The organism is Cellulosimicrobium sp. CpK407, assembly GCF_051844275.1.
Lineage (GTDB): Bacteria > Actinomycetota > Actinomycetes > Actinomycetales > Cellulomonadaceae > Cellulosimicrobium > Cellulosimicrobium cellulans_G.
Map to the genome: position 1 here is coordinate 77,095 of NZ_JBGNYC010000005.1, position 22,451 is coordinate 99,545.

General features: G+C 76.2%; 19 protein-coding genes. 11 read left to right on the forward strand and 8 right to left on the reverse strand.

Translation table 11 applies throughout. From position 1 onward, the window contains the following. The first annotated feature begins 14 nt into the window (after positions 1 to 14). Genes ABWU78_RS03885 through ABWU78_RS03895 form a run of 3 tightly spaced genes read left to right on the forward strand, consistent with a single transcriptional unit; the run spans position 15 to position 2,498 of the window. On the forward strand, positions 15 to 1,247 hold the full coding sequence (locus tag ABWU78_RS03885) for an iron-containing redox enzyme family protein (RefSeq protein WP_439157606.1): 1,233 nt from the start codon (positions 15 to 17) through the stop codon (positions 1,245 to 1,247). Further along, positions 1,240 to 2,241 carry a glycosyltransferase gene (locus tag ABWU78_RS03890; RefSeq protein ID WP_439157607.1) on the forward strand — a complete coding sequence of 334 codons (1,002 nt, stop codon included), beginning with the start codon at positions 1,240 to 1,242 and terminating at the stop codon, positions 2,239 to 2,241. Before ABWU78_RS03885 ends, ABWU78_RS03890 begins: the two co-directional genes overlap by 8 nt. A gap of 35 nt (positions 2,242 to 2,276) precedes the next feature. Further along, entirely contained in the window at positions 2,277 to 2,498 is a 222-nt protein-coding gene (locus ABWU78_RS03895; RefSeq protein WP_439157608.1) for a CDGSH iron-sulfur domain-containing protein, read from the forward strand. Here ABWU78_RS03895 and ABWU78_RS03900 read toward each other — a convergent pair. Next, on the reverse strand, positions 2,438 to 3,286 hold the full coding sequence (locus ABWU78_RS03900; RefSeq protein WP_439157609.1) for an SDR family NAD(P)-dependent oxidoreductase: 849 nt from the start codon (positions 3,284 to 3,286) through the stop codon (positions 2,438 to 2,440). The genes ABWU78_RS03895 and ABWU78_RS03900 overlap by 61 nt on opposite strands. Next, positions 3,283 to 3,888, reverse strand: coding sequence for a DUF2231 domain-containing protein (locus ABWU78_RS03905; protein ID WP_353709149.1), 606 nt, complete (start codon positions 3,886 to 3,888; stop codon positions 3,283 to 3,285). Before ABWU78_RS03905 ends, ABWU78_RS03900 begins: the two co-directional genes overlap by 4 nt. Positions 3,889 to 4,149: 261 nt before the next feature. Between ABWU78_RS03905 and ABWU78_RS03910 the strand changes: the two genes are divergently transcribed. Both ABWU78_RS03910 and ABWU78_RS03915 read left to right on the forward strand, forming a co-directional pair. Continuing rightward, positions 4,150 to 5,031 (forward strand): manganese catalase family protein, encoded by an 882-nt coding sequence (locus ABWU78_RS03910; protein WP_253049823.1) that lies wholly within the window; start codon positions 4,150 to 4,152, stop codon positions 5,029 to 5,031. A gap of 40 nt (positions 5,032 to 5,071) precedes the next feature. Further along, entirely contained in the window at positions 5,072 to 6,439 is a 1,368-nt protein-coding gene (locus ABWU78_RS03915) for a cytochrome P450 (protein ID WP_439157610.1), read from the forward strand. A gap of 28 nt (positions 6,440 to 6,467) precedes the next feature. On the opposite strand, the gene ABWU78_RS03920 is transcribed toward ABWU78_RS03915, so the two are convergent. After that, positions 6,468 to 6,650 carry a hypothetical protein gene (locus ABWU78_RS03920; protein ID WP_353709152.1) on the reverse strand — a complete coding sequence of 61 codons (183 nt, stop codon included), beginning with the start codon at positions 6,648 to 6,650 and terminating at the stop codon, positions 6,468 to 6,470. A 292-nt stretch (positions 6,651 to 6,942) separates the two neighbouring features. Here ABWU78_RS03920 and ABWU78_RS03925 point away from each other — a divergent pair, with 292 nt between their 5' ends. Further along, positions 6,943 to 7,377 (forward strand): DUF6098 family protein, encoded by a 435-nt coding sequence (locus tag ABWU78_RS03925; RefSeq protein ID WP_253049817.1) that lies wholly within the window; start codon positions 6,943 to 6,945, stop codon positions 7,375 to 7,377. Between the two features lie 9 nt (positions 7,378 to 7,386). Here ABWU78_RS03925 and ABWU78_RS03930 read toward each other — a convergent pair whose 3' ends face one another. After that, positions 7,387 to 8,085 (reverse strand): ANTAR domain-containing protein, encoded by a 699-nt coding sequence (locus ABWU78_RS03930; RefSeq protein ID WP_439157611.1) that lies wholly within the window; start codon positions 8,083 to 8,085, stop codon positions 7,387 to 7,389. Between the two features lie 140 nt (positions 8,086 to 8,225). Here ABWU78_RS03930 and ABWU78_RS03935 point away from each other — a divergent pair, with 140 nt between their 5' ends. Continuing rightward, complete coding sequence (locus ABWU78_RS03935; RefSeq protein ID WP_353709154.1) at positions 8,226 to 8,663, forward strand: SRPBCC family protein; 438 nt, start codon at positions 8,226 to 8,228, stop codon at positions 8,661 to 8,663. 80 nt (positions 8,664 to 8,743) lie between these two features. Here ABWU78_RS03935 and ABWU78_RS03940 read toward each other — a convergent pair whose 3' ends face one another. Next, positions 8,744 to 10,342 carry a phytoene desaturase family protein gene (locus tag ABWU78_RS03940; protein WP_353709155.1) on the reverse strand — a complete coding sequence of 533 codons (1,599 nt, stop codon included), beginning with the start codon at positions 10,340 to 10,342 and terminating at the stop codon, positions 8,744 to 8,746. Next, a complete protein-coding gene (locus ABWU78_RS03945; RefSeq protein WP_353709156.1) occupies positions 10,333 to 11,526 on the reverse strand; it encodes a zinc-dependent alcohol dehydrogenase in 1,194 nt (397 codons plus the stop codon). The genes ABWU78_RS03940 and ABWU78_RS03945 overlap by 10 nt, the downstream gene beginning before the upstream one ends. Positions 11,527 to 11,720: 194 nt before the next feature. Here ABWU78_RS03945 and ABWU78_RS03950 point away from each other — a divergent pair, with 194 nt between their 5' ends. Beyond that, positions 11,721 to 12,836, forward strand: a complete 1,116-nt coding sequence (locus tag ABWU78_RS03950) for an FUSC family protein (RefSeq protein ID WP_439157612.1) — start codon at positions 11,721 to 11,723, stop codon at positions 12,834 to 12,836. A gap of 132 nt (positions 12,837 to 12,968) precedes the next feature. Here the strand turns inward: ABWU78_RS03950 and ABWU78_RS03955 are convergent, their stop codons facing one another. Together ABWU78_RS03955 and ABWU78_RS03960 are read right to left on the reverse strand one after the other, a co-directional pair. Further along, positions 12,969 to 16,865, reverse strand: coding sequence for a PQQ-dependent sugar dehydrogenase (locus ABWU78_RS03955; RefSeq protein ID WP_353709158.1), 3,897 nt, complete (start codon positions 16,863 to 16,865; stop codon positions 12,969 to 12,971). A gap of 318 nt (positions 16,866 to 17,183) precedes the next feature. Further along, the gene (locus ABWU78_RS03960; RefSeq protein ID WP_353709159.1) at positions 17,184 to 17,693 is read right to left on the reverse strand and encodes an SHOCT domain-containing protein; all 510 of its coding nucleotides are present in this window, start codon (positions 17,691 to 17,693) and stop codon (positions 17,184 to 17,186) included. A gap of 187 nt (positions 17,694 to 17,880) precedes the next feature. On the opposite strand from ABWU78_RS03960, the gene ABWU78_RS03965 reads away from it, so the two are divergent. Genes ABWU78_RS03965 through ABWU78_RS03975 form a run of 3 tightly spaced genes read left to right on the forward strand, consistent with a single transcriptional unit; the run spans position 17,881 to position 22,442 of the window. Then, the gene (locus tag ABWU78_RS03965; RefSeq protein ID WP_253049801.1) at positions 17,881 to 18,264 is read left to right on the forward strand and encodes an SHOCT domain-containing protein; all 384 of its coding nucleotides are present in this window, start codon (positions 17,881 to 17,883) and stop codon (positions 18,262 to 18,264) included. Between the two features lie 10 nt (positions 18,265 to 18,274). Beyond that, entirely contained in the window at positions 18,275 to 19,723 is a 1,449-nt protein-coding gene (locus ABWU78_RS03970) for a hypothetical protein (RefSeq protein WP_353709160.1), read from the forward strand. Between the two features lie 58 nt (positions 19,724 to 19,781). Then, on the forward strand, positions 19,782 to 22,442 hold the full coding sequence (locus ABWU78_RS03975; RefSeq protein ID WP_439157613.1) for a LuxR C-terminal-related transcriptional regulator: 2,661 nt from the start codon (positions 19,782 to 19,784) through the stop codon (positions 22,440 to 22,442). Positions 22,443 to 22,451: the final 9 nt, after the last annotated feature.

Here is a 22,451-nt window from a genome sequence, read left to right on the forward strand (position 1 = left end):
GAGGAGCCCCCAGCATGACCTCCACCGCCGTCCCCGCCCAGACCGCGCCCGCCGCACCGGCGTCCGCGACCGCACGTGCGGCGACCGAGCCCGTGCCCGACGCCCTCGCGGCGCCGGGCACGGGTCGGCTGCCGCTGCCGCGACCGCGCGGTCCGCTGACCGCGGCGCTCGTGAGGGCTCTCGTCGACGGCCCGCCCGGGGACGACGCGGCCGAGCGGCTGCGTCCCGTCCGGGACGCCCTCCCGGTCGCCCTGGACGCCGGCGCCGGGCGGGTCCTGCGCGACGACGACGTGCAGCTCGCCCTCACGGTCCTCTACGAGCTGCACTACCGCGGGGTGGACGGCGTCGACGACGCGTGGGAGTGGGCTCCGGCGCTGCTGGCCGTCCGTGCGCGCCTGGAGGTCCCTTTCGAGGCCGCCGTGCGCGAGCGCGCGGGCCGGCCGGCGTGCACGGAGACGGACGCCGCGGGGGTGGCGCGCCGGCTCTTCGAGCTCGCCGCCGCCGACGGCGGCCCGAGCCTGTCGCGCTACGTCGCCAAGCGCGCGGACGCGGAGCAGGTGCGCGAGCTCCTGGCGCTCAAGTCGCTGTACCAGCTCAAGGAGGCCGACCCGCACACGTGGGCGGTGCCGCGGCTCGCCGGGACGCCCAAGGCCGCGCTCGTGGAGATCCAGGCCGACGAGTACGGCGGCGGTCGACCCGGCCGGATGCACGCGGAGCTCTTCGCGCGGGCGATGCGCGGCGTCGGGCTCGACGACACCTACGGGCGCTACGTCGACGCCGTGCCCGCGGTGGTCCTCGCGGCGGTCAACACGATGTCCCTGTTCGGCCTGCACCGCCGGCTGCGAGGCGCGGTCGTCGGGCACCTCGCGGCGTTCGAGATGACGTCGTCGGTGCCCAGCCGCCTCTACGGCAACGGGTTCCGGCGCCTGGGCCACGACGCGAACACGACCTGGTACTTCGACGAGCACGTGGAGGCGGACGCGGTCCACGAGCAGATCGCCGCGCGCGACCTGGCCGGCGGCCTCGCGGAGCAGGAGCCCGCGCTGCGCGACGACGTCCTGCTCGGCGCGGCCGCGTGCCTCGCCGTCGAGGGCGACGTCGCCGCGCACGTGCTCGAGCGCTGGCAGGCGGGCGAGTCCGCGCTGCGCGCGCCGCTCGACCCGCCCCTGCCGGACCAGGCGTCGAGCCCGTCGTCGAGCCGGTCGTCGAGCAGGGCCGCCGAGGGCGGTGACGCGCCCGGTGCGTGACGCGACCTACGTGCTCCCGCTGCGCCGCGACCGGTTCGACGCGCGTGCGACGACCGAGCTGTCCCGGTACCTCGGGGACCTCGTGCGCCACGTGCAGGTCGTCGTGGCCGACGGGTCGCCGGCCCCCGTGCGCGCGCTCCACGCGGCGTCGTGGGGCGACGCCGTCCGGACGGTAGCGGTCGCCGCGCCGCCGCCGGGGTGCAACGGCAAGGTCGTCGGCGTCCTCGCCGGCCTCGCCGCGGTGACCAGCCCGGCGGTCGTCGTCGCCGACGACGACGTGCGGTGGGACGTCGCGACGCTCGACCGGGCGCTCGCGGCCCTCGACGAGGCGGACGTCGTCGTGCCGCAGAACGTGTTCGACCCGGCGCCGTGGCACGCGCGGTGGGACACCGCGCGCTCGCTCGTGAACCGTGCGCTCGGCCACGACTGGGCGGGGACGCTCGTGCTGCGCCGTGACGCGCTCGGGCCGCAGGGGTACGACGCCCGGGTGCTGTTCGAGAACCTCGAGCTCGAGCGCACCGTGCTGGCCCGGGGCGGGCGCGTCGCGCACCGTCCGGACCTCGTCGTCGTCCGCCGGCCGCCTGGCGCCGGCGCGTTCCTCGAGCAGCGCGTGCGGCAGGCGTACGACTCGTTCGCCCAGCCCGCGCGCCTGGTCGCCGAGCTCGCGCTGGCGCCGCTCCTGGCCGCGTGCGTCGTCGGGGCGGCGCGCTCGGACGGCGCACGACGCGCGGCGGGGACGGCCGCGGTCCTGGTCGTGCTCGGGAGCGCGGTCCTCGTCGCGGAGGTCGGGCGGCGCACCGCCGGGGGAGCCGCCGCGTGGCCCCCGACGGCGGCCCTCTGGGCGCCCGCGTGGCTGCTGGAGCGCGCGGTGTGCGTGTGGGTCGCGCTCGCGTGGCGCCTCCGCGGAGGCGTGCCCTACCGCGGGACGCGGATCCGCTGCGCCGCGCACTCGGTGGCCGCGCTGCGGCGCGCGACCGGGGCGGGGTCGCGGTGACGGGCGAACCGCGCGGGCGCGCGGAGGAGGTCGTCGTGACGGCCTGTCCCGACGGCCCGCTGCTCGTGCGCGGCCCCGCCCGCCTCGTCGACCAGGAGGGGCACGAGATCGAGCGGCACCGCGCGACCGTCGCGCTGTGCCGCTGCGGCGGCACGGCCATCCCGCCGTGGTGCGACGGCACGCACAAGGTCAACGGCTACCGCAGCGGTGACGACGACGGCCCCGCCACGGCGAGCGAGGCCGGGACGGGCGCGTAGAACCAGCCGTGGAACGCGGCGCGGGCCGGCTGGGGCAGCACCCGCGCGGCGGCGAGCATCACGCCGCCCTGGACGCCCGTGACCACCTCGGGGTTCCCGCGGAGGAGCGCGTCCACCGCCCGCCGCGCCACGGTCGCCGCTCGCGGCTTGGGCAGGCGGCCCACGTGGGTGCGCTCCATCCCCGCCTCCCGGAAGAACGGCGTGCGCGTCGGGCCCGGCAGGAGCGCGGTGACCGTGACGCCCGTCCCGGCGAGCTCGCCGCGCAGCGACCACGCGAAGGAGCGCAGGAACGCCTTCGAGGCGGCGTACCCGGCGAAGTGCGGGGCGGGCATCTCCCCGGCGACGGACGACGTGACGAGGATCCGGCCGCGGCCCTCCGCCAGGAGGTCCGGCAGGAGCAGGTGCGTCAGGTGCGCCACCGAGCGCACGTTGAGGTCCAGGAGGCGCAGCTGGTCCTCGAGCGGGGTGCGCGCGAACGCGCCGTGCACGCCGACCCCCGCGTTGAGGGCGACGGTCGAGACGCCGAGGTCGCGAGCGCGCCGGGCGGTGGCCTCGACCCCGCGGGGCGTCGCCAGGTCGACCGTCAGTCCCTCGTGCGCGCCGCCGTGCGCGGCGAGGTCGCGCACGGCGGGCTCGACGTCGCGGTCCGCGACCACGAGCACGTCGTCCCCGCGGCGGGCGAGCTCGACCGCGAGCGCGCGCCCGATCCCGCTCGTCGCGCCGGTCACGAGGGCGGCGCCGCGGTCCGCCGGCGGCAGCGCACGCCGGGCGGGTCGTGCCGCGGTCACGGCAGGTCCGGGGCGTCGTCGTCGCCGAGCGCGACCTCCGCGGGCGGCTCCCGCAGCGCCTGGGCGAGGTGCCCGCCGAGGAACGCGCTCGCCCCGGCGACGGCGTAGCCGAGCGTCGAGACCGCGACCCCGGCCCGGTGCCGCCCGCCGCGGCGCAGCAGCCACGACGTCCCGTAGAGCAGCGAGACGCCGGTGTTGAGCGCCGCGTGCACCGCGCCGACGCGTCGGGCACGCCGGTCGACGTCGAGGTAGTCGGCGAGACCGGTCAGTGCCGTCGGCGCGACGGCCAGCACGCCCAGCCCGACCAGCCGCTGCGCCGCCGGGGCGCTCCGCTCGCCCCCGACGAGGTCGAGCACGGCGGCGCTGGTCCACAGGCCGACGGGGACGTCGGTGAGGGTCGCGTGGAGCGCGTGGCCCAGCGAGCGGCCGTGCAGCTCCTCGCGCAGCCGACCGTGGGAGGGGACGACGGCGAGCGCCACGCCGCGGACGGCGCTGGAGAGGTCGTCGAGCGCGGTCGAGTCCTCGAGCCGCCGCGCGAGGCGCAGGAGGACGGGGGTGCCGGCGTCGTCCGGGATGGTGGTGCTGCTGCGCGGCTCGGACATGGGCGCTCCTCGTGTCGTCGCGCTCCCGTTCTCGAAGCCCTGGGTCGACCGTAGGCACGTCCGGCCGTGCTCGCGCGCGCGACCTCGGACGCACGTCGCCGAGGAGCCCGGCGACGCCGCGTCGGGCGTGCCCCGCCCAGATGCGACCGGGACCGGAGGGCTCCACGCTGGTGGGACGCTCGACGCGTCGAGAACGGGGCGCGTGCCGTGGTCCTCCGCGCACGCCGCGTGGTGAGGGCCGACCTCCTCGAGGGAGAGACCATGTTCTTCCACCGTCAAGAGCTCCAGCACCAGGCCACGCCCGACCGGCCGGACGCCGTCTACGCCCGCAAGCTCCAGGAGGTGCTCGGCGGGCAGTACGGCGAGATCACCGTCGCGATGCAGTACGGCTTCCAGTCCTGGAACTCCCACCTCCCGGGCAAGTACCGCGACCTGCTCTACGGCATCGGCGCCGAGGAGTTCGGTCACGTCGAGATGCTGGCGACGATGATCGCGCAGCTCCTGGAGAAGGCGCCCGTCGGCCTGGTCGAGGGCGCGGTGCAGGACGACCCGACCGTCGCCGCGATCGTCGGCGGGACCGACCCGCAGCAGGCGATCGTCGCGGGCGCGGGCGCCCGGCCGGTCGACTCGAACGGGAACCCGTGGTCGGCGGGCTACGTGACCGCGAGCGGCAACCTGCTCGCCGACTTCACGGCGAACGCGAACGCCGAGATGCAGGGCCGCCTGCAGGTCGCCCGGCTCTACCACATGACCGACGACGCGGGGGTCAAGGACCTCCTGGCCTTCCTGCTCGCGCGCGACACGATGCACCAGAACCAGTGGCTCGCCGCGGCGCAGGAGCTGCGCGACGAGGGCGTCGAGGAGCTGCCCGTCCCCAGCACGTTCCCGCTCTCGAAGGAGGACCGCGACGTCGCGTACCAGTACATCAACTTCTCCGACGGCGAGCACGCGTCCGAGGGACGCTGGGCGAGCGGCCCGACCCCGGACGGCAAGGGCGAGTTCACCTACGTCGCGGAGCCGCCGGCGGGCGTGCCGATGCCGCCGCCCACGACCCCCGACGAGCGGTTCCACGGCACGACGCGCACGCCGTCGACGCTCGACAAGGCCAAGGGCGCCGTCAAGGACGCCCTGCACAAGGACTGAGCGGGGTGCCCCTGACCGCCGCCGTCCTCGGGACGAGCGCATGACCGACACGCCGGTCGACCTCACGACGCGCGAGACCGGGCTCGTCCTGCGGGACGTGCTCGGTCCGCTCGTCGCCCAGGGCGCGATCGTGCGCCGTCCCCGCGCGACCGCGTGGGCGGAGCGTCGCCAGGTGGACCGCACGGCCCGCCGGCTGCTGGACCGCCTGCGCTCCCGGTACCACGGGGCTCCGCTCGTGGTCCGGCTCGGTGCGCGCCGGCTCGTCCTGGCCACCCGGCCCGAGCACGTCGAGCGGATCCTCGTCGGGTCGCCCGCGCCGTTCACCCCGGCGTCGTGGGAGAAGCGGGGGGCGCTCGGGCACTTCCAGCCCGACGGCGTCCTGATCTCCCCGCCCGAGGCACGACGCGAGCGCCGTCCCGAGAACGAGGCGGTGCTCGACACGTCCGAGCCCGTGCACCACGACGGCGACGCCCTGGTCGCGGCGGTCGAGCGGGAGGCGCGAGATCTCGTCGCGACGGTCGAGGCGTCGGGCCGGCTCGACTGGGACACGTTCGCGGCCTCGTGGTGGCGTGTGGTCCGCACCGTCGTCCTCGGGCGCGCGGCCCGGGACGACGAGCGGCTCGTCGCCGTCCTCGACGCACTGCGCCGTGACGGGAACTGGTCCTGGTTCCGGCCGCGCCGCCCGTGGCTGCGGGCGGCCCTGGAACGCCGGATCGCCGAGCACGTCGCCGTGGCCGAGCCGGGCACCCTCGCCGCGCGCGGGCGTGACAGGGACGGGGCGGACGCCGTGCGCCGCCAGATCCCCCACTGGCTCTTCGCGTTCGACGCCGCGGGCGCCGCCACGTTCCGCGCGCTGGCCGTGGCGTCCGCTCGCCCGGTCGTCCGCGAGCGCCTCCTCGCGGAGCCGGTCACGACCGGACGCGGGCCCGCCGTGCTGCCGTACGCGCGGGGGTGCGTGCTGGAGTCGGTCCGGCTGTGGCCCACGACGCTCGCGATCCTGCGCGACGCGACGGCCCCGGTGCGCTGGGGCGCGCGCACCTTCCCGGCGGGGACGGGGTTCGTCGTGCTCAGCGCGTACTTCCACCGGGACCCCGGGCGCCTGTCGTTCGCCGACGCGTTCACGCCGGAGGCGTGGCTCGACGGCCGGGCCGACGCCGACTGGGGGCTCGTCCCGTTCAGCGGCGGCCCGGTGTCCTGCCCGGGCCGCAACGTGGTGCTCCTCCTGGCGTCGCACACGCTCGTGCGCGTCGCCCGCCTCGACCTCGTCGTCGGCCGGGGGCGCTACCTCGCGCGGGACCCGCTCCCGCCGACGATGGACCACCTGGGCCTGCGGTTCGGGCTCCGCGGGGAGACGGCCCCGGGCGAGGCGGTGGCGCCCACGCCGACGCCCGCCCCGGCGGTCGCGTAGGCGGGTCGCGGTAGCGCTCGCGCGCGCCTCAGCCGTCGCCGGACGCCGCGCCGCCGGTGCGCGGGTTGACGTTCCCGGGGTCGGCGTCGGTGTCCGTCTCGTCGTCCGCGCCGGAGCCGCTCGCGTGGCGCCCCTCGCGAGGGTTGAGCGACCGGGGGTCGGCGTCGGGGTCCTCGGCGGGGTCGTAGCCGCGCTCGTCGTTCTCGCTCATGTCGGCCTCCTCGGTCGGTGCTGGCTGGCTGCTGGGTGCTGGCTGGCTGCTGGGTGCTGGTTGCTGGCTGCTGCGTGCCGGTTGGTGGGGTGCCGGCTGGTCGGTGCCGCGCCGGGAAGGCGCGGTCCTGCCACCGTCGCACGGCGCCGCGGCGCTCGCAGGTCCCGGGGTGCCTGCGACGCGAGGCCCTCGTAGCCTGGCCGTGTCGGCGGCGGACCCGGGCGGGGACGTCGTCAGGACGCGGTCGAGAAGGGGCCGACCGGCACGCAGCCACGTCCGTCAGGAGGACACGGTGCCCGAGGAGACGAGCGCGCTCGACGCCCTGCCGCGCCTGCGGAGCCTGGCGGAGGTCGCCGAGCTCGTCGCGGTCGTGGACCCCCTCTACGTCCGGTTCAGCGGTGGGCCCGCGCAGGACCGCGCGACCGTGAGCCGCGACCACGAGAGCGGCTGCCTGCTGCCGGGCCTCAGCGTCAACCCGATGAACCCCGAGCCGTGGTGGGACCGGCCCGTCGAGCACTGGGTCGCGCGCCAGCTCTGCCAGTACGCGCACCTCCTGACGCCCGAGCGCTTCCCCTGGCTGCTCACCGGCGAGGTCGCGGGGCGCGGGCCCGACTGCGAGCCCCTGCTCGTGGGCGTCGTGCCCGCGGCGTCGGTCGACCCGCAGGTCGTCGACGAGGCGGGGCGTCTCTACCGCGAGGTGTTCGACGCGGGCGACGACGGGACGTGAGGCGCGCGCTCACGCGCCCGGCTCGTCCTCGGACGGCTCGGACGGCTCGGACGGCTCGGGCGGCTCGAACGGCTCCGACACGACGAGCGCCCGCAGGAGCTGCTCGGCGACCTCGCGCGGGCTCACGTTCCGGTGCCGCGAGGCCGAGTCGATGATGCGCCGCGCCTCCTCGGCGGAGCACTGGTTCGTCTGCATGATCGCGCCGACGGCGCGCTCCGTGGCGACGGCGTCCGACATGTCGCGGTAGAACCCGGCGGTCGCGTCCTCGAGCTCGGCGAGCTCGAGGCGCAGGCGTACCGCCGAGGCGACGAGCTGAGCGTACGAGTCGGCCGCGGCGAGCAGCTCCGGGGTCCAGGGATCGGGGGTGCGGGAGTAGAGGTTGAGGGCGACGGCGACGTCGTCCGCGACCGTCGCCGGGACCGCCGCGGTCGAGACGAAGCCCTCCAGGCGCGCCTGGCGCGACCAGCGCTCCCACCGCGCCGCGTCCGCGACCGCGACGACGAGCCGGGAGCCGACGTCCATGGCGTCCACGCACGGCCCGGCGTCGTCGAGCGCCTCGGCCTGGTCGCAGCGGGCGGCCGCGTCGCTGCTGCTCCCGGCCCGCACGCTCACCCCCGCCTGGCGCATCGTCACGCTGACCTCGAGGCCGTGGTCGAGGATCGTCGCGGCGCGCACCGCGAACTCCTGCGGAAAGCGGGCGATACCCATGGCGCGTGCCCCTTCCTGAGGGTGGTCCCCGCGTCGTCGCGGGGGGCCTCCCACGCTACGTCCGGCGGCGCGCGCACGCGCGCACGAGCGCCCCGACCGCGAGCGGTTGCCAGTGCCGGGCGCGGGACTAGCGTCGCCTCATGGTGACCGTCGCACGGGCCGTACGGTGCCGCCCGGACGCGGTCCTCGGCGTGCTCGCGGACGGCTGGTCGTACGCGACGTGGGTGGTCGGGACGGCGCGCGTGCGCGCCGTCGACGACGCGTGGCCCGCGCCGGGGTCGCGGATCCTCCACTCGGTCGGGCTCTGGCCCGCGCTGCTCGACGACGAGACCGTCGTACGTGCCTGGGAGCCGGGCCGCGGGATCGACCTGCAGGCACGGGGCTGGCCCGCGGGGGAGGCACGGGTGCGGATCGAGGTGGCGCCCACCGCCGACGGGTGCGTCGTGCGCATCGCCGAGGACGCCGAGAAGGGGCCGGGGACGCTCGTCCCGCGGCCCCTGCGCAGCGCGGTGATCGGCCCGCGGAACGTCGAGACGCTGCGTCGGCTCGCGTTCCTCGCCGAGCGCCGGAACCCGTAGCACCCGACCTGCCGACGACGTGCCCTCGATCCGTCCCGGCACGTCCTCGGCCCGGTGGCCGGCGGATGGTCCGCGTGCGGTCAGGGCTCGCGCAGGAGCCGCGCCCACGCGGTCCGCACGAGCGCGCGCCGGAGCGCCCCGCGGGCGCCCGCGGCGGCGAGCGCGGCGCGCGCCGCGTTCCACCCGCACGCGCCGTGCACCCCGCCGCCGGGGTGGGCGGACGCGCTCGCGAGGTAGAGCGACGCGACCGGCGTCTCCGGCCGGCCCAGGCCGGGCGTCGGCCGCAGGAACAGCTCCTGGTGCACGGCGGACGTGCCGCCGTTGACGGCCCCGCCCGCCAGGTTGGCGTCGGCGGCCTCGAGGTCGGCCGGAGACTGCACGAAGCGTCCGACGACCGCGTCGGCGAACCCGGGCGCCGCGGCCTCGACCGTGTCCTCGACGCGCTGCACCTCGTCCGCGACGGCCTCGCGCGTCCAGCGCAGGCCGTGGGGCAGGTGCGTGTAGGCCCAGGCGGACTCCGTCCCGGCGGGGGAGCGCGACGGGTCGGAGGTCGTCATCTGCCCGAGCACGAGGAACGGCCGGTCGGGGACGCGGCCCCGGGACAGCGCGGCCGAGACGTCCACGAACCCGGCCCGGTCGACCCCGAGGTGCACCGTCCCGGCCGACCGGGCGCCGGGCGCGGTCCAGGGCACGGGCCGGTCGAGCGCCCAGCTCACCTTGAGGGTCGGGTGGTCCCACTGGAACCGGCCGAGGTCGCGCACGAGCCGCGGCGGCAGCCGGTCGGCACCCACGAGGTCGAGGTAGAGCGCGGGCGCGCTGACGTCGGCGAGGACCGCGTGGCGCGCCCGCACGTGCCGACCGTCGGCCGTGCTCACGCCGACCGCGCGGCCCCGCACCACGTGCACCCGGTCGACCCGCGCGCCGGTGACGACGTCCCCGCCGCGGGCGCGCAGCCGGGCGACGAGCGCGTCCGGGAGGCGCCCGGCGCCGCCCGTCGGGACGGGGAAGCCCACGTCCTGACCCAGCATCGCGAGCAGCCAGCCGAACACGCCGCTGCCGGCGGCGTCGGGCGGGACGTCGGCGTGCATGGCGTTGCCGGTGAGGAGCAGGCCGCCGCCCTCGCCGCGGAACGTCTCGTCGGCGAGGCGGCGCACGGGCAGCACGGCCAGGCGCGCGAGGTCGAGCGTCCCCGCAGCCCCGAGGCGGCGCAGCACGCGCAGCACCGGCCCCGCCGCGGGCAGGGGGCTGAAGAGCGCGTCCAGGAGCGGGTCGCGCACGCGGTCCCAGCCCGCGACGAGCTCGAGCCACGCGTCGCCGTCCCCGGTCGCGAACTCCTCCAGCCCTGCGGCGGTGTCCACCGCCCGCTCGCGCAGGACGGCGGCCCGACCGTCGTCCAGTACGTGGGCCAGGGCGTCCGGTGCGCGCGACCACGACAGCCCGTGGTCCTCCAGGTGGAGCCCCCGGACGACGGGCGACCCGGCCGCGAGCGGGTAGAACGCGCTGAAGAGGTCCGTCTCGAACCCCGGCGCGGCGACCTGGGCGGAGCGGACCGCGCCGCCGTACGTCTCCTGCGCCTCCAGGACGAGGACGTCCCAGCCCGCGTCCGCGAGCGCGTTCGCGGCGACGAGACCGTTGGGCCCCGCGCCGACGACGACGGCTTCGACGGTGGTCAGGCCCACGGGTCGAGCACGACCTTGATGCAGCCGTCTTCCTTGCGCTGGAACGTGCGGTACGCCTCGGGCGCGGACTCGAGCGGGAGCCGGTGCGTGCGCAGGTCCAGGACGCCGAGCGGGTCGGAGACGTCGGCCGCGAGGGGGAGGACGTCGTCGGTCCACCGGCGCACGTTCGCCTGGCCCATGCGCAGCGTCAGCTGCTTGTCGAAGAGCTGCATCATCGGCAACGGGTCCTTGGCACCGCCGTAGACGCCCGAGATCGAGACCGTGCCGCCGCGGCGGACGAGGTCGAACGCCGTGTAGAGGGCGGCGAGGCGGTCGCCCCCGGCGCGCTCGGTGAGGGGCGCCGACAGCAGGTCCGGCAGCAGGCCCACCACCTTCTGCGTGGCCTCGGCGAGAGGGGAGCCGTGGGCCTCCATGCCGACCGCGTCGATGACGGAGTCGGCGCCGCGGCCCGAGGTGAGGTCGCGCACCGCCACGGCGAGGTCGTCGACGGCGGACGGGTCGAGGGTCTCGACGCCGTGCCGCTCGGCCATCGCGCGCCGCTCGGGGACGAGGTCGACGCCCACGACGCGGGACGCTCCGCGGAGGAGCGCGATCCGGGCCGACATCTGCCCGATAGGGCCGAGGCCGAGGACCACGACCGTGCCGCCGGGCGGGACGTCGGCGTACTCGACCGCCTGCCACGCGGTGGGCAGGACGTCCGACAGGTAGAGGTAGCGCTCGTCCGGGGAGCCGTCGTCGGGCACGACCATCGGTCCGTACTGCGCCTGCGGCACGCGCAGGTACTGCGCCTGCCCGCCGGGAACCTGGCCGTAGAGCTTGGTGTACCCGAAGAGCGCGGCGCCCTTGTCCTGGGAGCGCACCTGCGTCGTCTCGCACTGGGTCTGCAGGCCGCGCTCGCACATCCAGCAGCGCCCGCACGCGATGGTGAACGGGACCACGACGCGGTCGCCGACCTGCAGGCCCCCGGCCTCCGGGCCGACCTCCTCGACGACGCCCATCGCCTCGTGACCGAGGACGTCGCCCGCGTCGAGGAACATCCCGAGCACCCCGTACAGGTGCAGGTCGGAGCCGCAGATCGCGGTCGACGTCACGCGCACGACCGCGTCCGTCGGCTCCTCGATGCGCGGGTCCGGCACGTCCTCGACGCTCACCCTCTCGCGTCCCTGCCAGGTCAGTGCTCGCATGGGTCGTCGTCCTTCCGTGGTCGTCGTGCCGACCGCGGCGGCGTCAGCACGCCCGAGACGCCACCGTGCCCGACGGCGTCGGCGGGACTCTGCACCGACGCCGCCAGTGAAGCACCGGCCCCTCCCGCTCACACCCCGGGCCGCCGTGGGGAGGCGACGTGCGGGTGCCGGCACGAGGGGCGATCCTCGTGCTCGTGACGACGGACGACCGGGCGGCCCCGCACGGGCCCGACGGGGAGGGGCCCACCTGGGCGCGCCGTGCGGTCGCCGCCGCGGCCCGGCGCTGGGTGCGGCACCCCCGGTGGTCGCTCGCGGTCAAGGGGGCCGTCGCGGCCGCGCTCGCCTGGTTCGTCGGCGTGCTCGCGCCCGAGCCCTTCTCCGACTACCCGTACTACGCGCCGCTGGGCGCCGTCGTCGCGACGACGAGCACCCTCGCCCGCTCGGTCCGCGAGTCCGCCCAGGCGATCCTCGCGATCCTCGTCGGCGCGGCCATCGCGCGTGGCGTCGACCTCGTCCTCTCCCCGAGCGCGCTGTCCGTCGCGCTCGTCGTGGGGCTCGCGCTCCTGTGCGCGGGGTGGCGCCGCTTCGGCGAGATGGGCACGTGGGCGGTGACGTCGGCGCTGTTCGTCCTCATCATCGGCAACGCGGCCAAGGTCGAGTTCGTCGGTGCCTATGCCGGTCTCGTCGTCGTCGGCGCCGCCATCGGCGTGGGGATCAACCTCCTCGTCCCCCCGTTGCCGCTCACCCCCACGGAGGACGCGCTCGACGGGCTGCGCGACACGCTCGCGGACCAGGTCGAGGCGCTCGCGGACGGGCTCGACGGCGACCGGCCGCCGTCCGCGGAGGAGTGGGAGGAACGCCGCCGCGAGGTGGACCCGACGCTCGTCCGTGCGCGCGACGCCGTCGCACGCACGCGCGAGGCCGCGCGGGCGAACCTCCGCCTGCGCCGGCACCGGGACTGGGCGGTCTCGCAGGTGCGGCGCTCGCAGGAGCTGGAGGTGTCGGCCGACGTCGTGGGGTCGCTCGTCCGGCTCCTGGTCGAGTGGGAGCGCGAGGGACGCGACGACCTGGCCCTCGGGGCTCGGCTGCGGCCGCTCGCGGCCCGTGCGCTCGACGCCTACGCCGCCGCGCTGCGCTCCGTCTCCGCGGTGCCCGCGGACGAGGCGGCGCTGCGCACCCTCGCGGCCCGCGCGGAGGACCTGCGCCGGGCGGTCCGGGAGGCGCGGCACGAGGTCGACGAGGACTACTTCGTCGCCGGCTCGCTCGTCCTCGCGCTCCGGCGCGGTGGGGCGGCGCTCGCGGCCGGGTGACCGCCGGCGGCCGCGGTCCGCACGCACGGACCGCCCCGGTCCCGCGGGCTGGTCGGACGCAGCCTGGACGGAGCCGGGGCGGTTCGTGCGGTCAGGCCCGGGGGTCAGGACCCCCGGGCCACGAGCCGGGCGTCACCCGCAGGTGTGCGCCGCGTGCTCGACGACCACCTCGCTCGACACCTCCTCGCCGTCGACCGTGGCCGTCGCGGAGACCGTGACCGACCCCGCGTCGAGGGCGGTCGCCCGCGACGCGAACGACTGGTAGGCGGCCTGGCCGGGCTGGACGTCAGCCACCGTGCGGGACCCGAAGGCGGTCGTCAGGGTCACGTCGGCCGGCACGTCGGACGCGTTCGTCGCCGCGACGGCGAGGTACGCCTTGCCGGCGAGGCAGCGCGGCGAGACCGCCACGTCGAGCTCGACCTCGGCCGGTTCCGCGGCCGGCGTGACCACGAGGTCGCGCAGGCTGCCGGTGTTGTCGAACGACCCGAAGCCGGCACGTCCCTCGGTGAACGTCGTGTCGTTCGCGGTGAGGAGCGGGGTGTCGAGGCCGTCGAGGTACACGGCGATGTCGCCGCTGTCCGCGCAGCGCACGACGCGCACGTCGTGCCACTCCTCGTCCGTGACCGCCGGGGGAGCCCCGACCGCGCCGTCCCACTGGTCGTCGATCCGCTCCCGGTCCTTGCCGTCGACCTTGAAGATGCCGTTGTGGGCGTAGATCGTGTTGTCCTGCGACAGGTGGGCGTAGTAGTACTGCGTGTCCGACTGCCAGCCGAACACCACGATCACGTCCCGGTTGTTCACCGACGCCGGGGCGTCGAGCTTCACCTCGGCGTCGAGCGCGAACGAGCCGAGCTCGGGGCCCTCGGTGAGGACGGCGTACTCGAACGGCCGGCGGATGCCGTCGTTCGGGTTGTCGCCCGCCTGGGCGAGGACGATCGCGTCGCCGGGGAACTGCCACTTCGACGGCGTGCGGGGCGCCCAGTTCTCGGCGGCCATGACGTCCGTGACCGGCTCGCCCGCCGGTGCGCACGACGGCGGCGCCGGCGGCTCGACCGGCTGCGCGCCGAACCGGGCGTACTGCGCCGCGACCTGCTCCGGCGTCGGGACGGTGTCGAGGAACATGAGGTCGTCCATGCGGCCGTGGAACGGGTTGGCTTCCCGCGTGTCCTGCGGGAAGCTGCCGCCGATCTTGATCCCCCGCGGGTCGGTCGGGGAGGTGGAGCCGGCACCCCAGGGGTTCGAGGCCGTGTACCGGCCCTCGAGCTCCTCGCCGTTCATGTAGAGCTTCATCTCGCCGCCCGCGAAGTCGAACGTCGCCGCGAGGTGGACCCAGCGGTTGCGCTCGAGGATCTGGTCCCACGGGAGGTCGGCCGCGAACGTCCACGAGCCGCCGCCGTCGACGCGACGCCCCAGGGCCACGAGCTTGAGCTCGTCACCGACGGTGATGACCTCGAGCAGCGCGCGCACGGCGTGGCCGTCGGAGTCCCCGGTCAGCACCCCGGCGAGGCCGATCGCGTTGTAGCGGTCGTCGGGGTTCGCCGTGCCGGAGTTGAGGGCGGGGTGCTCGCCGGTCGGCTTGAACCAGCCCATGACGGAGATCTCGTCGGCGTCCGCGAACGCCCCGAGCGAGTCCACGCCCGCGGGGTCGTAGACGCCGGCCTTCCAGTCGTCGTTCGACGCCGTGAGCGGGCTCATCTGCTGCGTCTGCAGCGCCTCGCCCGCGCCCGGGTAGGCCCGGTCGGCCACGCGCATCTCCACCCCGCCGTTGACGAGCTGGATGTTCGTGCCGGACCAGCCCTGGTCCGCCTCCCACGTCGTCGAGCCCGCGACCGGGTGGTCGAAGTCGTAGTGCGCCGCGACGTTCCCGGCGAGCTCGGGGAGCACGACGGGCGAGGACGCCCCGACGCGCCGCGCGCCGGTGACCTGCCAGATCTTCCCGTTGGCCTTCGAGATCAGGTAGAGCTCGCCGTCGGCGTCGGACCCGAAGCGCAGGTCGACGCGCTGGTCGCCGACGAGCTCCTGGAAGGTCGTCTCCGCGCCGTCGGCGAACACGCGCAGGTGCTCGATCTCGGCCAAGTCCTCGAGGTCGCCGTCGTTGCGGACCATCTCGTCCGCCTCGGTGGCCAGCACCCAGCCGCGCACGAGGTCCGTGAAGAGGTAGCGTCCGCGCAGCTCGGGGATGTCGCCGCGGTAGACGAACCCGCCGTTGAGCGCGACGCCCGCGTCGCCGGTCTGACCGGGGTCGCGGTTGTGGTCGTAGGCGGCCACGGGGTAGGTGAAGCCGTTCTCGGCGTCGTTCGCGGGCAGCGGGTAGATCTGCCGGTTGTCGGCGAGGAACGACCCCTCGCGCACGGACCAGCCGAAGTTGTCGCCCGGCTCGACGGCGTACACCGACTCGACCTGCCACTCGCCGATGTGCCCGAGGTACATCGTGTGGTCGCCCTCGGGGTCCCAGCTGATGCGGTGCGGGTCGCGCAGGCCGACGGCGTAGATCTCCGGCAGCGCGCCCGGCGTGCCGACGAACGGGTTGTCCGCCGGGATGCCGTACCGGCCGTTCGCGGCGTTCGTGCCGAGCGGGTCGATGCGGAAGACCTTGCCCTGCGGCGTCGCGAGGTTCTGCGGGTTGCCGTTGCCGACGCCGTTGCCGCCGTCGCCCACGAGGACGTAGAGGTTGCCGTAGTCGGCGTCCCCCTCGGTGACCGTGGGGTTGAACGCGATCTGCTGCACCGTGTGCACGCGGCCGGCGAACGGCACGCGCAGGACCTCGCGGCTCGTGCCCGCGAAGACCGGGGCGGACGGGTCGGTCGCCTTCCACTCGGTGACGACGCTGTGGAACTGGGTGTTGCCGTACGCGGGGTAGTCCGGGGTGTCCTCCGTCAGCGCCGTGCCGCCCTCGGTGTGCACCGTGTAGAACAGCCCGTTCTCGGCGAAGTCGGGGTGGAACTCGGCGGAGCCGAGGCCGGTGCCCAGGCCTGCGCTGTTGTGGAAGTTGTCGAGGAACTGCTGGCGCACGTCGAGGTAGGGCACGTAGGCGCCCGTGTCCTTGTCCACGGTGTAGAGGACCGCGTTGTTGTCCGGCACCATGAGGCGGCCCGAGCCGTCCGGGATCTCGTCGAGGTGCGTGATGCGGTTGTGGCGCACGAGGCGCGGGTCCTGCGTCGCCGGGGTCGTCTGCGACGCCGGGAGCTGGGCCAGCTCCGTCACCTCGATGCCGAGGGTCGACGGCGTCGGGTCGGGCAGCGGGTTGAGCAGCGGCTCGTTCGGCGTGGTGCCGCCCGCGGCGCAGTCGGCGGGGTTGCCCGTCGGGATCGCGAGGTTCTGCCCCGCCGTGTCGACCGCGACGTCGTCGAGCATGAGGCGGCCCGCGCTGCTGGCGCCGTTGATCCAGAAGAACCGGTCGAGCGCCGAGGTGACGCCCTGGCGGAAGCCGAACTGCTGCTCCGTGCCCTCGGGCAGCCGGGTGATCTCCTCGTACGGGCCGCCCTGGCTGTAGACGCTGACCTTGTCCGTCGCGTTGTCGGCGACGATCCACACGCACTGCCACGTGTCCCGAGACCAGACGCCGGCGGGCTTGAAGGCGCCGCCGTCCCGCACGAGCATCACGTCGTTGTTCTGGTTGTTCACGTACGCGCGGCTGTGCGCGTAGTCGGACGGCGCGTCGTTGTCCGTGATGCCGAACGACGTGTCGACGCTGCCGGTCCGCATGAAGCGGAAGAACACGGTCCCGGTCGTGCCGTCGGCGATCCCGGGGACCGCGCGGTGGGCGCGCTGGGTGCCGCCGACCATCTCGAGGACCTGGTTGTTGCCGTTGAGCGGGTCCGCGACGACCCGGGCCGCGGCCGAGGCCGACCAGCCGTCCTGGCCGTTGAGGGCGGTGCGCTGGTAGCCCTCGAAGCTGAGGATCTCGGTGAACTCGTCCTCGGCGACCTCTGCGGCCGCGGGTGGCACGAGGAGGGTCCCTCCCAGGACCGCCGCGAGGGCGACGGCGAGCGCCGTCCTCCCTCGTCGGCTCGAATGCGTAGACGTCATCGTCTGCTCCACTTCGTCGGATGGTGCTGGCACGACACACCGGTGAGCGCTGTCATGTCTCCCGACCCGCCGGCCGTCCGTCGCCGGGTCGCTTCCTGCACGCCGTCGGGTCCCGCGGCCGCATCGTCGCGGCGGAGGTCCGCACGGGTCGCGCGCGCGGTCGGTGGCGGCCCCTCGACCGCCGCGTCCTGCTCTCCGTCCGGCTCGAGCTGCACGTCCGTGCGCGCGACCCTCGCAGCGTAGGGAAGGCGCTTTCCGAGTGTCAAGGGATACGCGCTCGCGCAACGTCGCAGGGCCGCGGCGCGGACGGCCGACGGGTCAGCGCCCGAGGATGCGCGCCTTCTGCTCCGCGAGCTCGGTGTCCGTGAGCACGCCCTGGTCGCGCAGCGCCGCGAGCTCGCGGAGCTGGGCGATCTTCGCGTCCATCGCCGAGACCGGCGACTCGTCGTCGACCGCCTGCGGACCCAGGTCCGCCACGACCGCGAGGAGGCCCGCCAGGTCGGTGTCCCGGAGCCGGTAGGAGGTGAGGGACCCCGGCAGGGCCCGGCCGACGTCGCGCAGCATCTCCTGGACCAGCGCGCCCACGGGGCCACGGACGACGACCTCCACGTCGGCCCGCTGCCCGGGCGCCGCGGTGCGCAGCTCGAGGAGCTCGAGACCGAGCGCGGCGAGACGCTGGAGCAGTCCGTAGAGCGCGGCCTGGTCGCGCACGGTCGCCTCGAGCAGCGTGCACTCCGCGGTCCGCCGCACCCCCAGCTCGGCCAGGTCGGCAGCAGGGAGCGCCACCGGGCCCAGCACCGTCACCTCGACCATCGTCGTGCCGTCCATGTGCCTCTCCCGGCTCGCCCACGTCGCCCCAGGATGCGCGTGGACCGGGCGACGCGGATCACCCGGTGCGGGTGGCACCCGGGTGGGTGCGCCGGGCGACTACCCCCGGCGGGTGAGCACCGGTGGCGCCCCGCGACCCACAGTGGGAGCATCGCGAACGTTCGCGACCTGAGACGAGAGGTGCCCGATGGACGGCTTCTGGGACTGGTTCTGGCTCATGGTGTGGTGGTTCTTCTTCATCGCCTACCTCGTCGTGCTGTTCCAGATCGTGGCCGACCTTTTCCGCGACAGGGCGCTCAGCGGCTGGTGGAAGGCGCTGTGGGTCGTCGCCCTGATCGTCGTCCCGTACGTGTCGGCGCTGGTGTACGTCATCGCCCGGGGGCGTGGCATGGCCGAGCGGCACGCCGAGGAGGACCGCGCGCGACGTCAGGTGATGGACGACTACGTCCGGGCGACCGCGGGCACGGGCCGCTCGCCCGCGAGCGAGATCGCGGACGCGAAGGCGCTCTACGACGCCGGGACGATCGACGCGGACGAGTTCGCGCGCCTCAAGGCGCGGGCGCTCGCCTGAGGGGCCGGGGATGACCGACCAGAGCGAGCCCGCGCCGGGGACCGGGTCGGGGACCGCGACCGACGACGTGGCGGCGCGCCTCGCCGCGCTGGAGCGCGAGAACGCGGAGCTGCGGCGCCGGCTCGGGGAACGGCCGTCGCCGGGTGGCGGGGCCGGCCAGGGCGCGGGCGCCGAGGCACCGACGGCCGCGCGCCACCCCCGGCGCCGCCTGCGGGCCGTGGCGTGCGCCGTGCTCATCACCCTGGGGGCGCTCCTCGCGCCGCTGGGCGCGGTCTCGGCGTGGGCGCAGCGCGAGCTGACCGACACCGACCGGTACGTCGCGACCGTCGGTCCGCTCGCCGCGGACCCGGTCGTGCAGTCCGCCGTCGCGGGACGCCTCACCGAGGAGGTCATGTCCCGCATCGACGTCGGGGCGCTCGTCGACGACCTCGTCGGAGGGCTGGAGGAGCGGGACGTCCCGCCGCGCGCGACCCAGGCGCTCGCCGCGCTCGAGGCGCCGCTCCAGAGCGGCGTCGAGTCGCTCGTGCACGAGACCGCGACGCGGCTCGTGGAGAGCGACGCGTTCGAGGGCGCCTGGCTCCAGGCGAACCGCGTGGCGCACCAGCAGCTCGTCTCGGTCATGCGCGGCGAGGACGGAGACATCCTCCAGGTCGACGACGGCCGCCTCAGCATCCAGCTCTCCGGCCTGATCGACCTGCTCAAGGAGCGGCTCGTCGACCGCGGGCTGGACGTGGCCGCACGCATCCCGTCGGTCGACGCGACGTTCACCATCGCCCAGTCCGCCGAGCTCGTCATGCTCCAGAACCGGTACGCGCAGATCGTCACCCTCACGACGTGGCTGCCGTGGGTCGTGCTCGGGCTGCTCGCCGCCGGGGTCCTCGTGGCGAACCGGCGGTCGCGTGCGCTCGTCGTCGCCGGGCTCGTGCTGACGGGGGCCATGGTCGCCCTGGGCGTCGGCCTCGCGGTCGCGCGCGGCCTGTACCTCGGGGCGCTCTCCGGGCAGGTGCTGCGGCTCGACGCGGCCGAGGTGGTGTTCGACCAGGCGGTCGGGTACCTGCGCCTCACGCTGCGGACCGTGGGGGTGCTCGGCCTCGTCGTCGCGCTCGCCGCGTACCTCGGCGGACCGAGCGAGTCCGCGCGCAGCCTGCGTGCGGGGCTCGGGCGCCTGGGCGCCACCGTGCGCGGCTGGGGCGAGGGTCGCGGGGTCTCGGCGGGTCCGGTGGGCGACTGGCTCGGGCGGCACAAGACGTTCGTGCGCGTCGTCGTCATCGGCGTCGCGGCGCTCGTCCTCCTGCTCGCCGGCTCGCTCACGCCGGGCCTCGTGGTCGGTGTCGCGCTCGTCGCGGGTCTCGTGCTCGTCGTGGTCGAGATCCTCGCCCGACCACCCGCGGTCGCCGCGCCGACGGGCTCGTCCGTGAGCGGAGCCGTCGACCCGGGGACCGGGGCCGGGCCGGCCTGACGGCCGTCCGCCCCGCGCTCGCCCTGCGCCTCCCGGGACCCGGGAATATCCTGCCCTCATGACCTCGGTCGAGCCACGCGCCGAGCACGAGGACGTCGCGCGGTCCGACGCCTTCGAGGTGCTGCGTGCCCGGACCGCGGTCCCGGCGCTCCCCGCCTCGACGCTTCCTCGCCCCGGGGTCGAGGCGCTCGTCGGCGCCGCGGTGGCGCGGCGCCTGACGCTCGTGTCCGCCGGCCCGGGCTGGGGCAAGACCACCGCCGTGGCGCGGTGGGCGCGCGGCGGCACCGGGCAGCGGGTCGCGTGGCTCACCCTGGAGCCGTTCGACGACAAGCCCGCGGCGTTCTGGGCGGACGTCCTCTCCGCGCTCCGCGCCGCGGGCGCGGTCCCCCCGGGGCACCCGCTCGAGACGCTCGTCGTCCCGCCCCGGCTCTCGTCGGCGCTCCTGCGGCGCGTCCTCTCCGCGGTCGAGCAGCTGCCCGAGCCGGTCGTCCTCGTGCTCGACGACTTCCACCACGCGGCGCGCCCCGACGTCGCGGCGACCGTCGACGACCTCCTGCGCTACCCGCTGCCCCTGCATCTCGTCGTGCTCACGCGCGTCGACCCGCTGGTGCGGCTGCAGCGGTTGCGCGCGCAGGGCGAGGTCGCCGAGGTCGGTGCCGCGGACCTCGCGTTCGACGCCACGTCCGTCACGACGCTCGCGGCGTCCCACCGCCGACCGCTGTCCCCGGCCGCGGTGGGCCGCGTCCTCGACGAGACCGGCGGCTGGGCGGTCGGCGTCCGCCTACGGGTCGAGGCGGACGACGCCGCGAGCCGCGCGCGCGCCGACCGCTCGGCGGCGGAGTTCCTCCTGGCCGAGGTCCTCGACCGCCAGGAGCCGACGGTCCGGCGCTTCCTCCTCCGCACGAGCGTCGCCTCGGCCGTGTGCGCCGACCTCGCGTCGGCCCTCGACCCGGGGGCGCCGGCAGAGCGGCTGCTCCCGGGCCTGGCCGCGGCCGACGGCTTCGTCACGGCGGCGGGCGAGCGCCGCACCTGGTACCGGTACCACCCGCTCCTGCGCGAGATGCTCCTGAGCCAGCTCCGGGCCGAGGACCCTGCCTGCCTCCGCGACGCCCACCGGGCGGCGGCCCGCTGGTTCGCGCGCGACGGCGAGGCGGTGCAGGCCCTCGAGCACGCGGCCGCCGCCGAGGACTGGACCCTCGTGGGCGAGGTCTTCGTGGAGGGCACGGCCGCCCAGCTCGCGGGCCCCCACCGCGATACCGTCGCGGACGTCCTGCGGCGCGTGCCCTACGCGACGATCGGCGTCGACGCGCGGCTGCACCTGTGCGCGGGCGCGCTGGCGTACGTCGACGAGCGGTACGACGCCGCCCGTCGGCACGTCGCGACGGCGCGTGACCTCCTCGACCCTGTCGAGCAGCCGGCCGCGGCCGTGCTCCTGGAGCTGCTCGACGCCTCGATCGCGCGCGCGACGGGCGACGTGCGCGCCCTCGCGACGGCGGCCGGCGCCGCCCTCGCGACCGCGGACGCGGCGCCGTATCCGTTCCCGGCGCTCGACACCTACCGCAGCCTCGCGCAGGCCCACCGCGCCGCGGGCCTCGCGTGGTGCTCGGTGGGCACCGAGCCGGCGACGGCCTCGTTCCCGCTCGCACCGCCTCCCGGTCGCGACTGGCGGGCACCCCAGCTCTTCGTCCTCGGGGCGCGGGCAGCGGCGTCGCTCCTCGCGGTCGCGGAGGGCCGGCTCGACGAGGGGGAGGCGGCCGCGCGCTCGGTGGTCGCGGAGGCCGAGCCCCGGGGCTGGGACGGGTACGCCCACGCGCGCCCGGCGCATGCGGCCCGGGCGTGGGTGCGGTACCTGCGTGCGTCGGACTCCGCTCTCGACCGCGAGCTCGCGCACGCGCTGGCGGCCGACGCCGGGGGCCGCGAGCCGGCGTCCGAGGCGGCCGTCCGGCTCCTCCAGGCCCTCGCGGCGGCGGACCGCGGGCACGCCGGGGCCGCGCGGCACGCGCTGGTCGCGGCCGACCACGCGCTCGGGCCCGTCGCGACGCCGCCGGTGCTCGCCGACCTGTGGGTCCGGGCGACCGCCGCGGTCCGCCTGCTCGACGACGGGACGCAGCCCGCGCTGCCGGTGCGCGTCCGGCGGGAGGGGCTGGGCACGGCCGCCGTCGTGGCCGTGTGCGGCGCGCGCGAGCTGCTCGCCACGGGGCGGACCGGGGCCGCGCTGCGCGCGGTCGCCGGGCTCGTGGACGCGGGGGAGGACGAGGTGGACGACGTCGTGCGGGTCGAGGCGGCGCTCGTCGAGGCGTCCGCCCTGGCGCGGGCGGGCACCCGCCGCGTCGAGGTCCCGTTGGCCCGCGCCCTGGACCTCGCCGCCGTCGAGCAGGTCGCGCGCCCGTTCCTCACCCTCGTCGTGCGCGAGCTGCGTCCGGCGCTCGCCCGCGCGGTCACGGCACGCGACGACGCGCTCGCCGGGCGGCTGCGCGCCCACCTCGACCCGGCGGACCGGGCGCCGGAGCCCGCCCCGCTCGTCGAGCCCCTCACGGAGCGCGAGCTGGCGATCCTCGCCGTGCTGCCCTCGATGGCCAGCAACGTCGAGATCGCCGAGGACTTCTTCGTCTCGGTGAACACCGTCAAGGCGCACCTCAAGTCGGTCTACCGCAAGCTCGGCGTGAGCTCGCGTCGCGACGCGGTCCGCAGGGGCCGCGAGCTCGGCGTCGTGCCCTGACCCGGAGCC

What these genes read in the sequence shown, in the direction of transcription:
- ABWU78_RS03885 (WP_439157606.1), top strand. Translation starts at nt 15, where the DNA reads ATGACCTCCACCGCCGTCCCCGCCCAGACCGCGCCCGCCGCACCGGCG.
- ABWU78_RS03905 (WP_353709149.1), bottom strand. Translation starts at nt 3,888, where the DNA reads ATGTCCGAGCCGCGCAGCAGCACCACCATCCCGGACGACGCCGGCACC.
- ABWU78_RS03910 (WP_253049823.1), top strand. Translation starts at nt 4,150, where the DNA reads ATGTTCTTCCACCGTCAAGAGCTCCAGCACCAGGCCACGCCCGACCGG.
- ABWU78_RS03915 (WP_439157610.1), top strand. Translation starts at nt 5,072, where the DNA reads ATGACCGACACGCCGGTCGACCTCACGACGCGCGAGACCGGGCTCGTC.
- ABWU78_RS03920 (WP_353709152.1), bottom strand. Translation starts at nt 6,650, where the DNA reads ATGAGCGAGAACGACGAGCGCGGCTACGACCCCGCCGAGGACCCCGAC.
- ABWU78_RS03930 (WP_439157611.1), bottom strand. Translation starts at nt 8,085, where the DNA reads ATGGGTATCGCCCGCTTTCCGCAGGAGTTCGCGGTGCGCGCCGCGACG.
- ABWU78_RS03935 (WP_353709154.1), top strand. Translation starts at nt 8,226, where the DNA reads ATGGTGACCGTCGCACGGGCCGTACGGTGCCGCCCGGACGCGGTCCTC.
- ABWU78_RS03945 (WP_353709156.1), bottom strand. Translation starts at nt 11,526, where the DNA reads ATGCGAGCACTGACCTGGCAGGGACGCGAGAGGGTGAGCGTCGAGGAC.
- ABWU78_RS03955 (WP_353709158.1), bottom strand. Translation starts at nt 16,865, where the DNA reads ATGACGTCTACGCATTCGAGCCGACGAGGGAGGACGGCGCTCGCCGTC.
- ABWU78_RS03960 (WP_353709159.1), bottom strand. Translation starts at nt 17,693, where the DNA reads ATGGACGGCACGACGATGGTCGAGGTGACGGTGCTGGGCCCGGTGGCG.
- ABWU78_RS03965 (WP_253049801.1), top strand. Translation starts at nt 17,881, where the DNA reads ATGGACGGCTTCTGGGACTGGTTCTGGCTCATGGTGTGGTGGTTCTTC.
- ABWU78_RS03970 (WP_353709160.1), top strand. Translation starts at nt 18,275, where the DNA reads ATGACCGACCAGAGCGAGCCCGCGCCGGGGACCGGGTCGGGGACCGCG.
- ABWU78_RS03975 (WP_439157613.1), top strand. Translation starts at nt 19,782, where the DNA reads ATGACCTCGGTCGAGCCACGCGCCGAGCACGAGGACGTCGCGCGGTCC.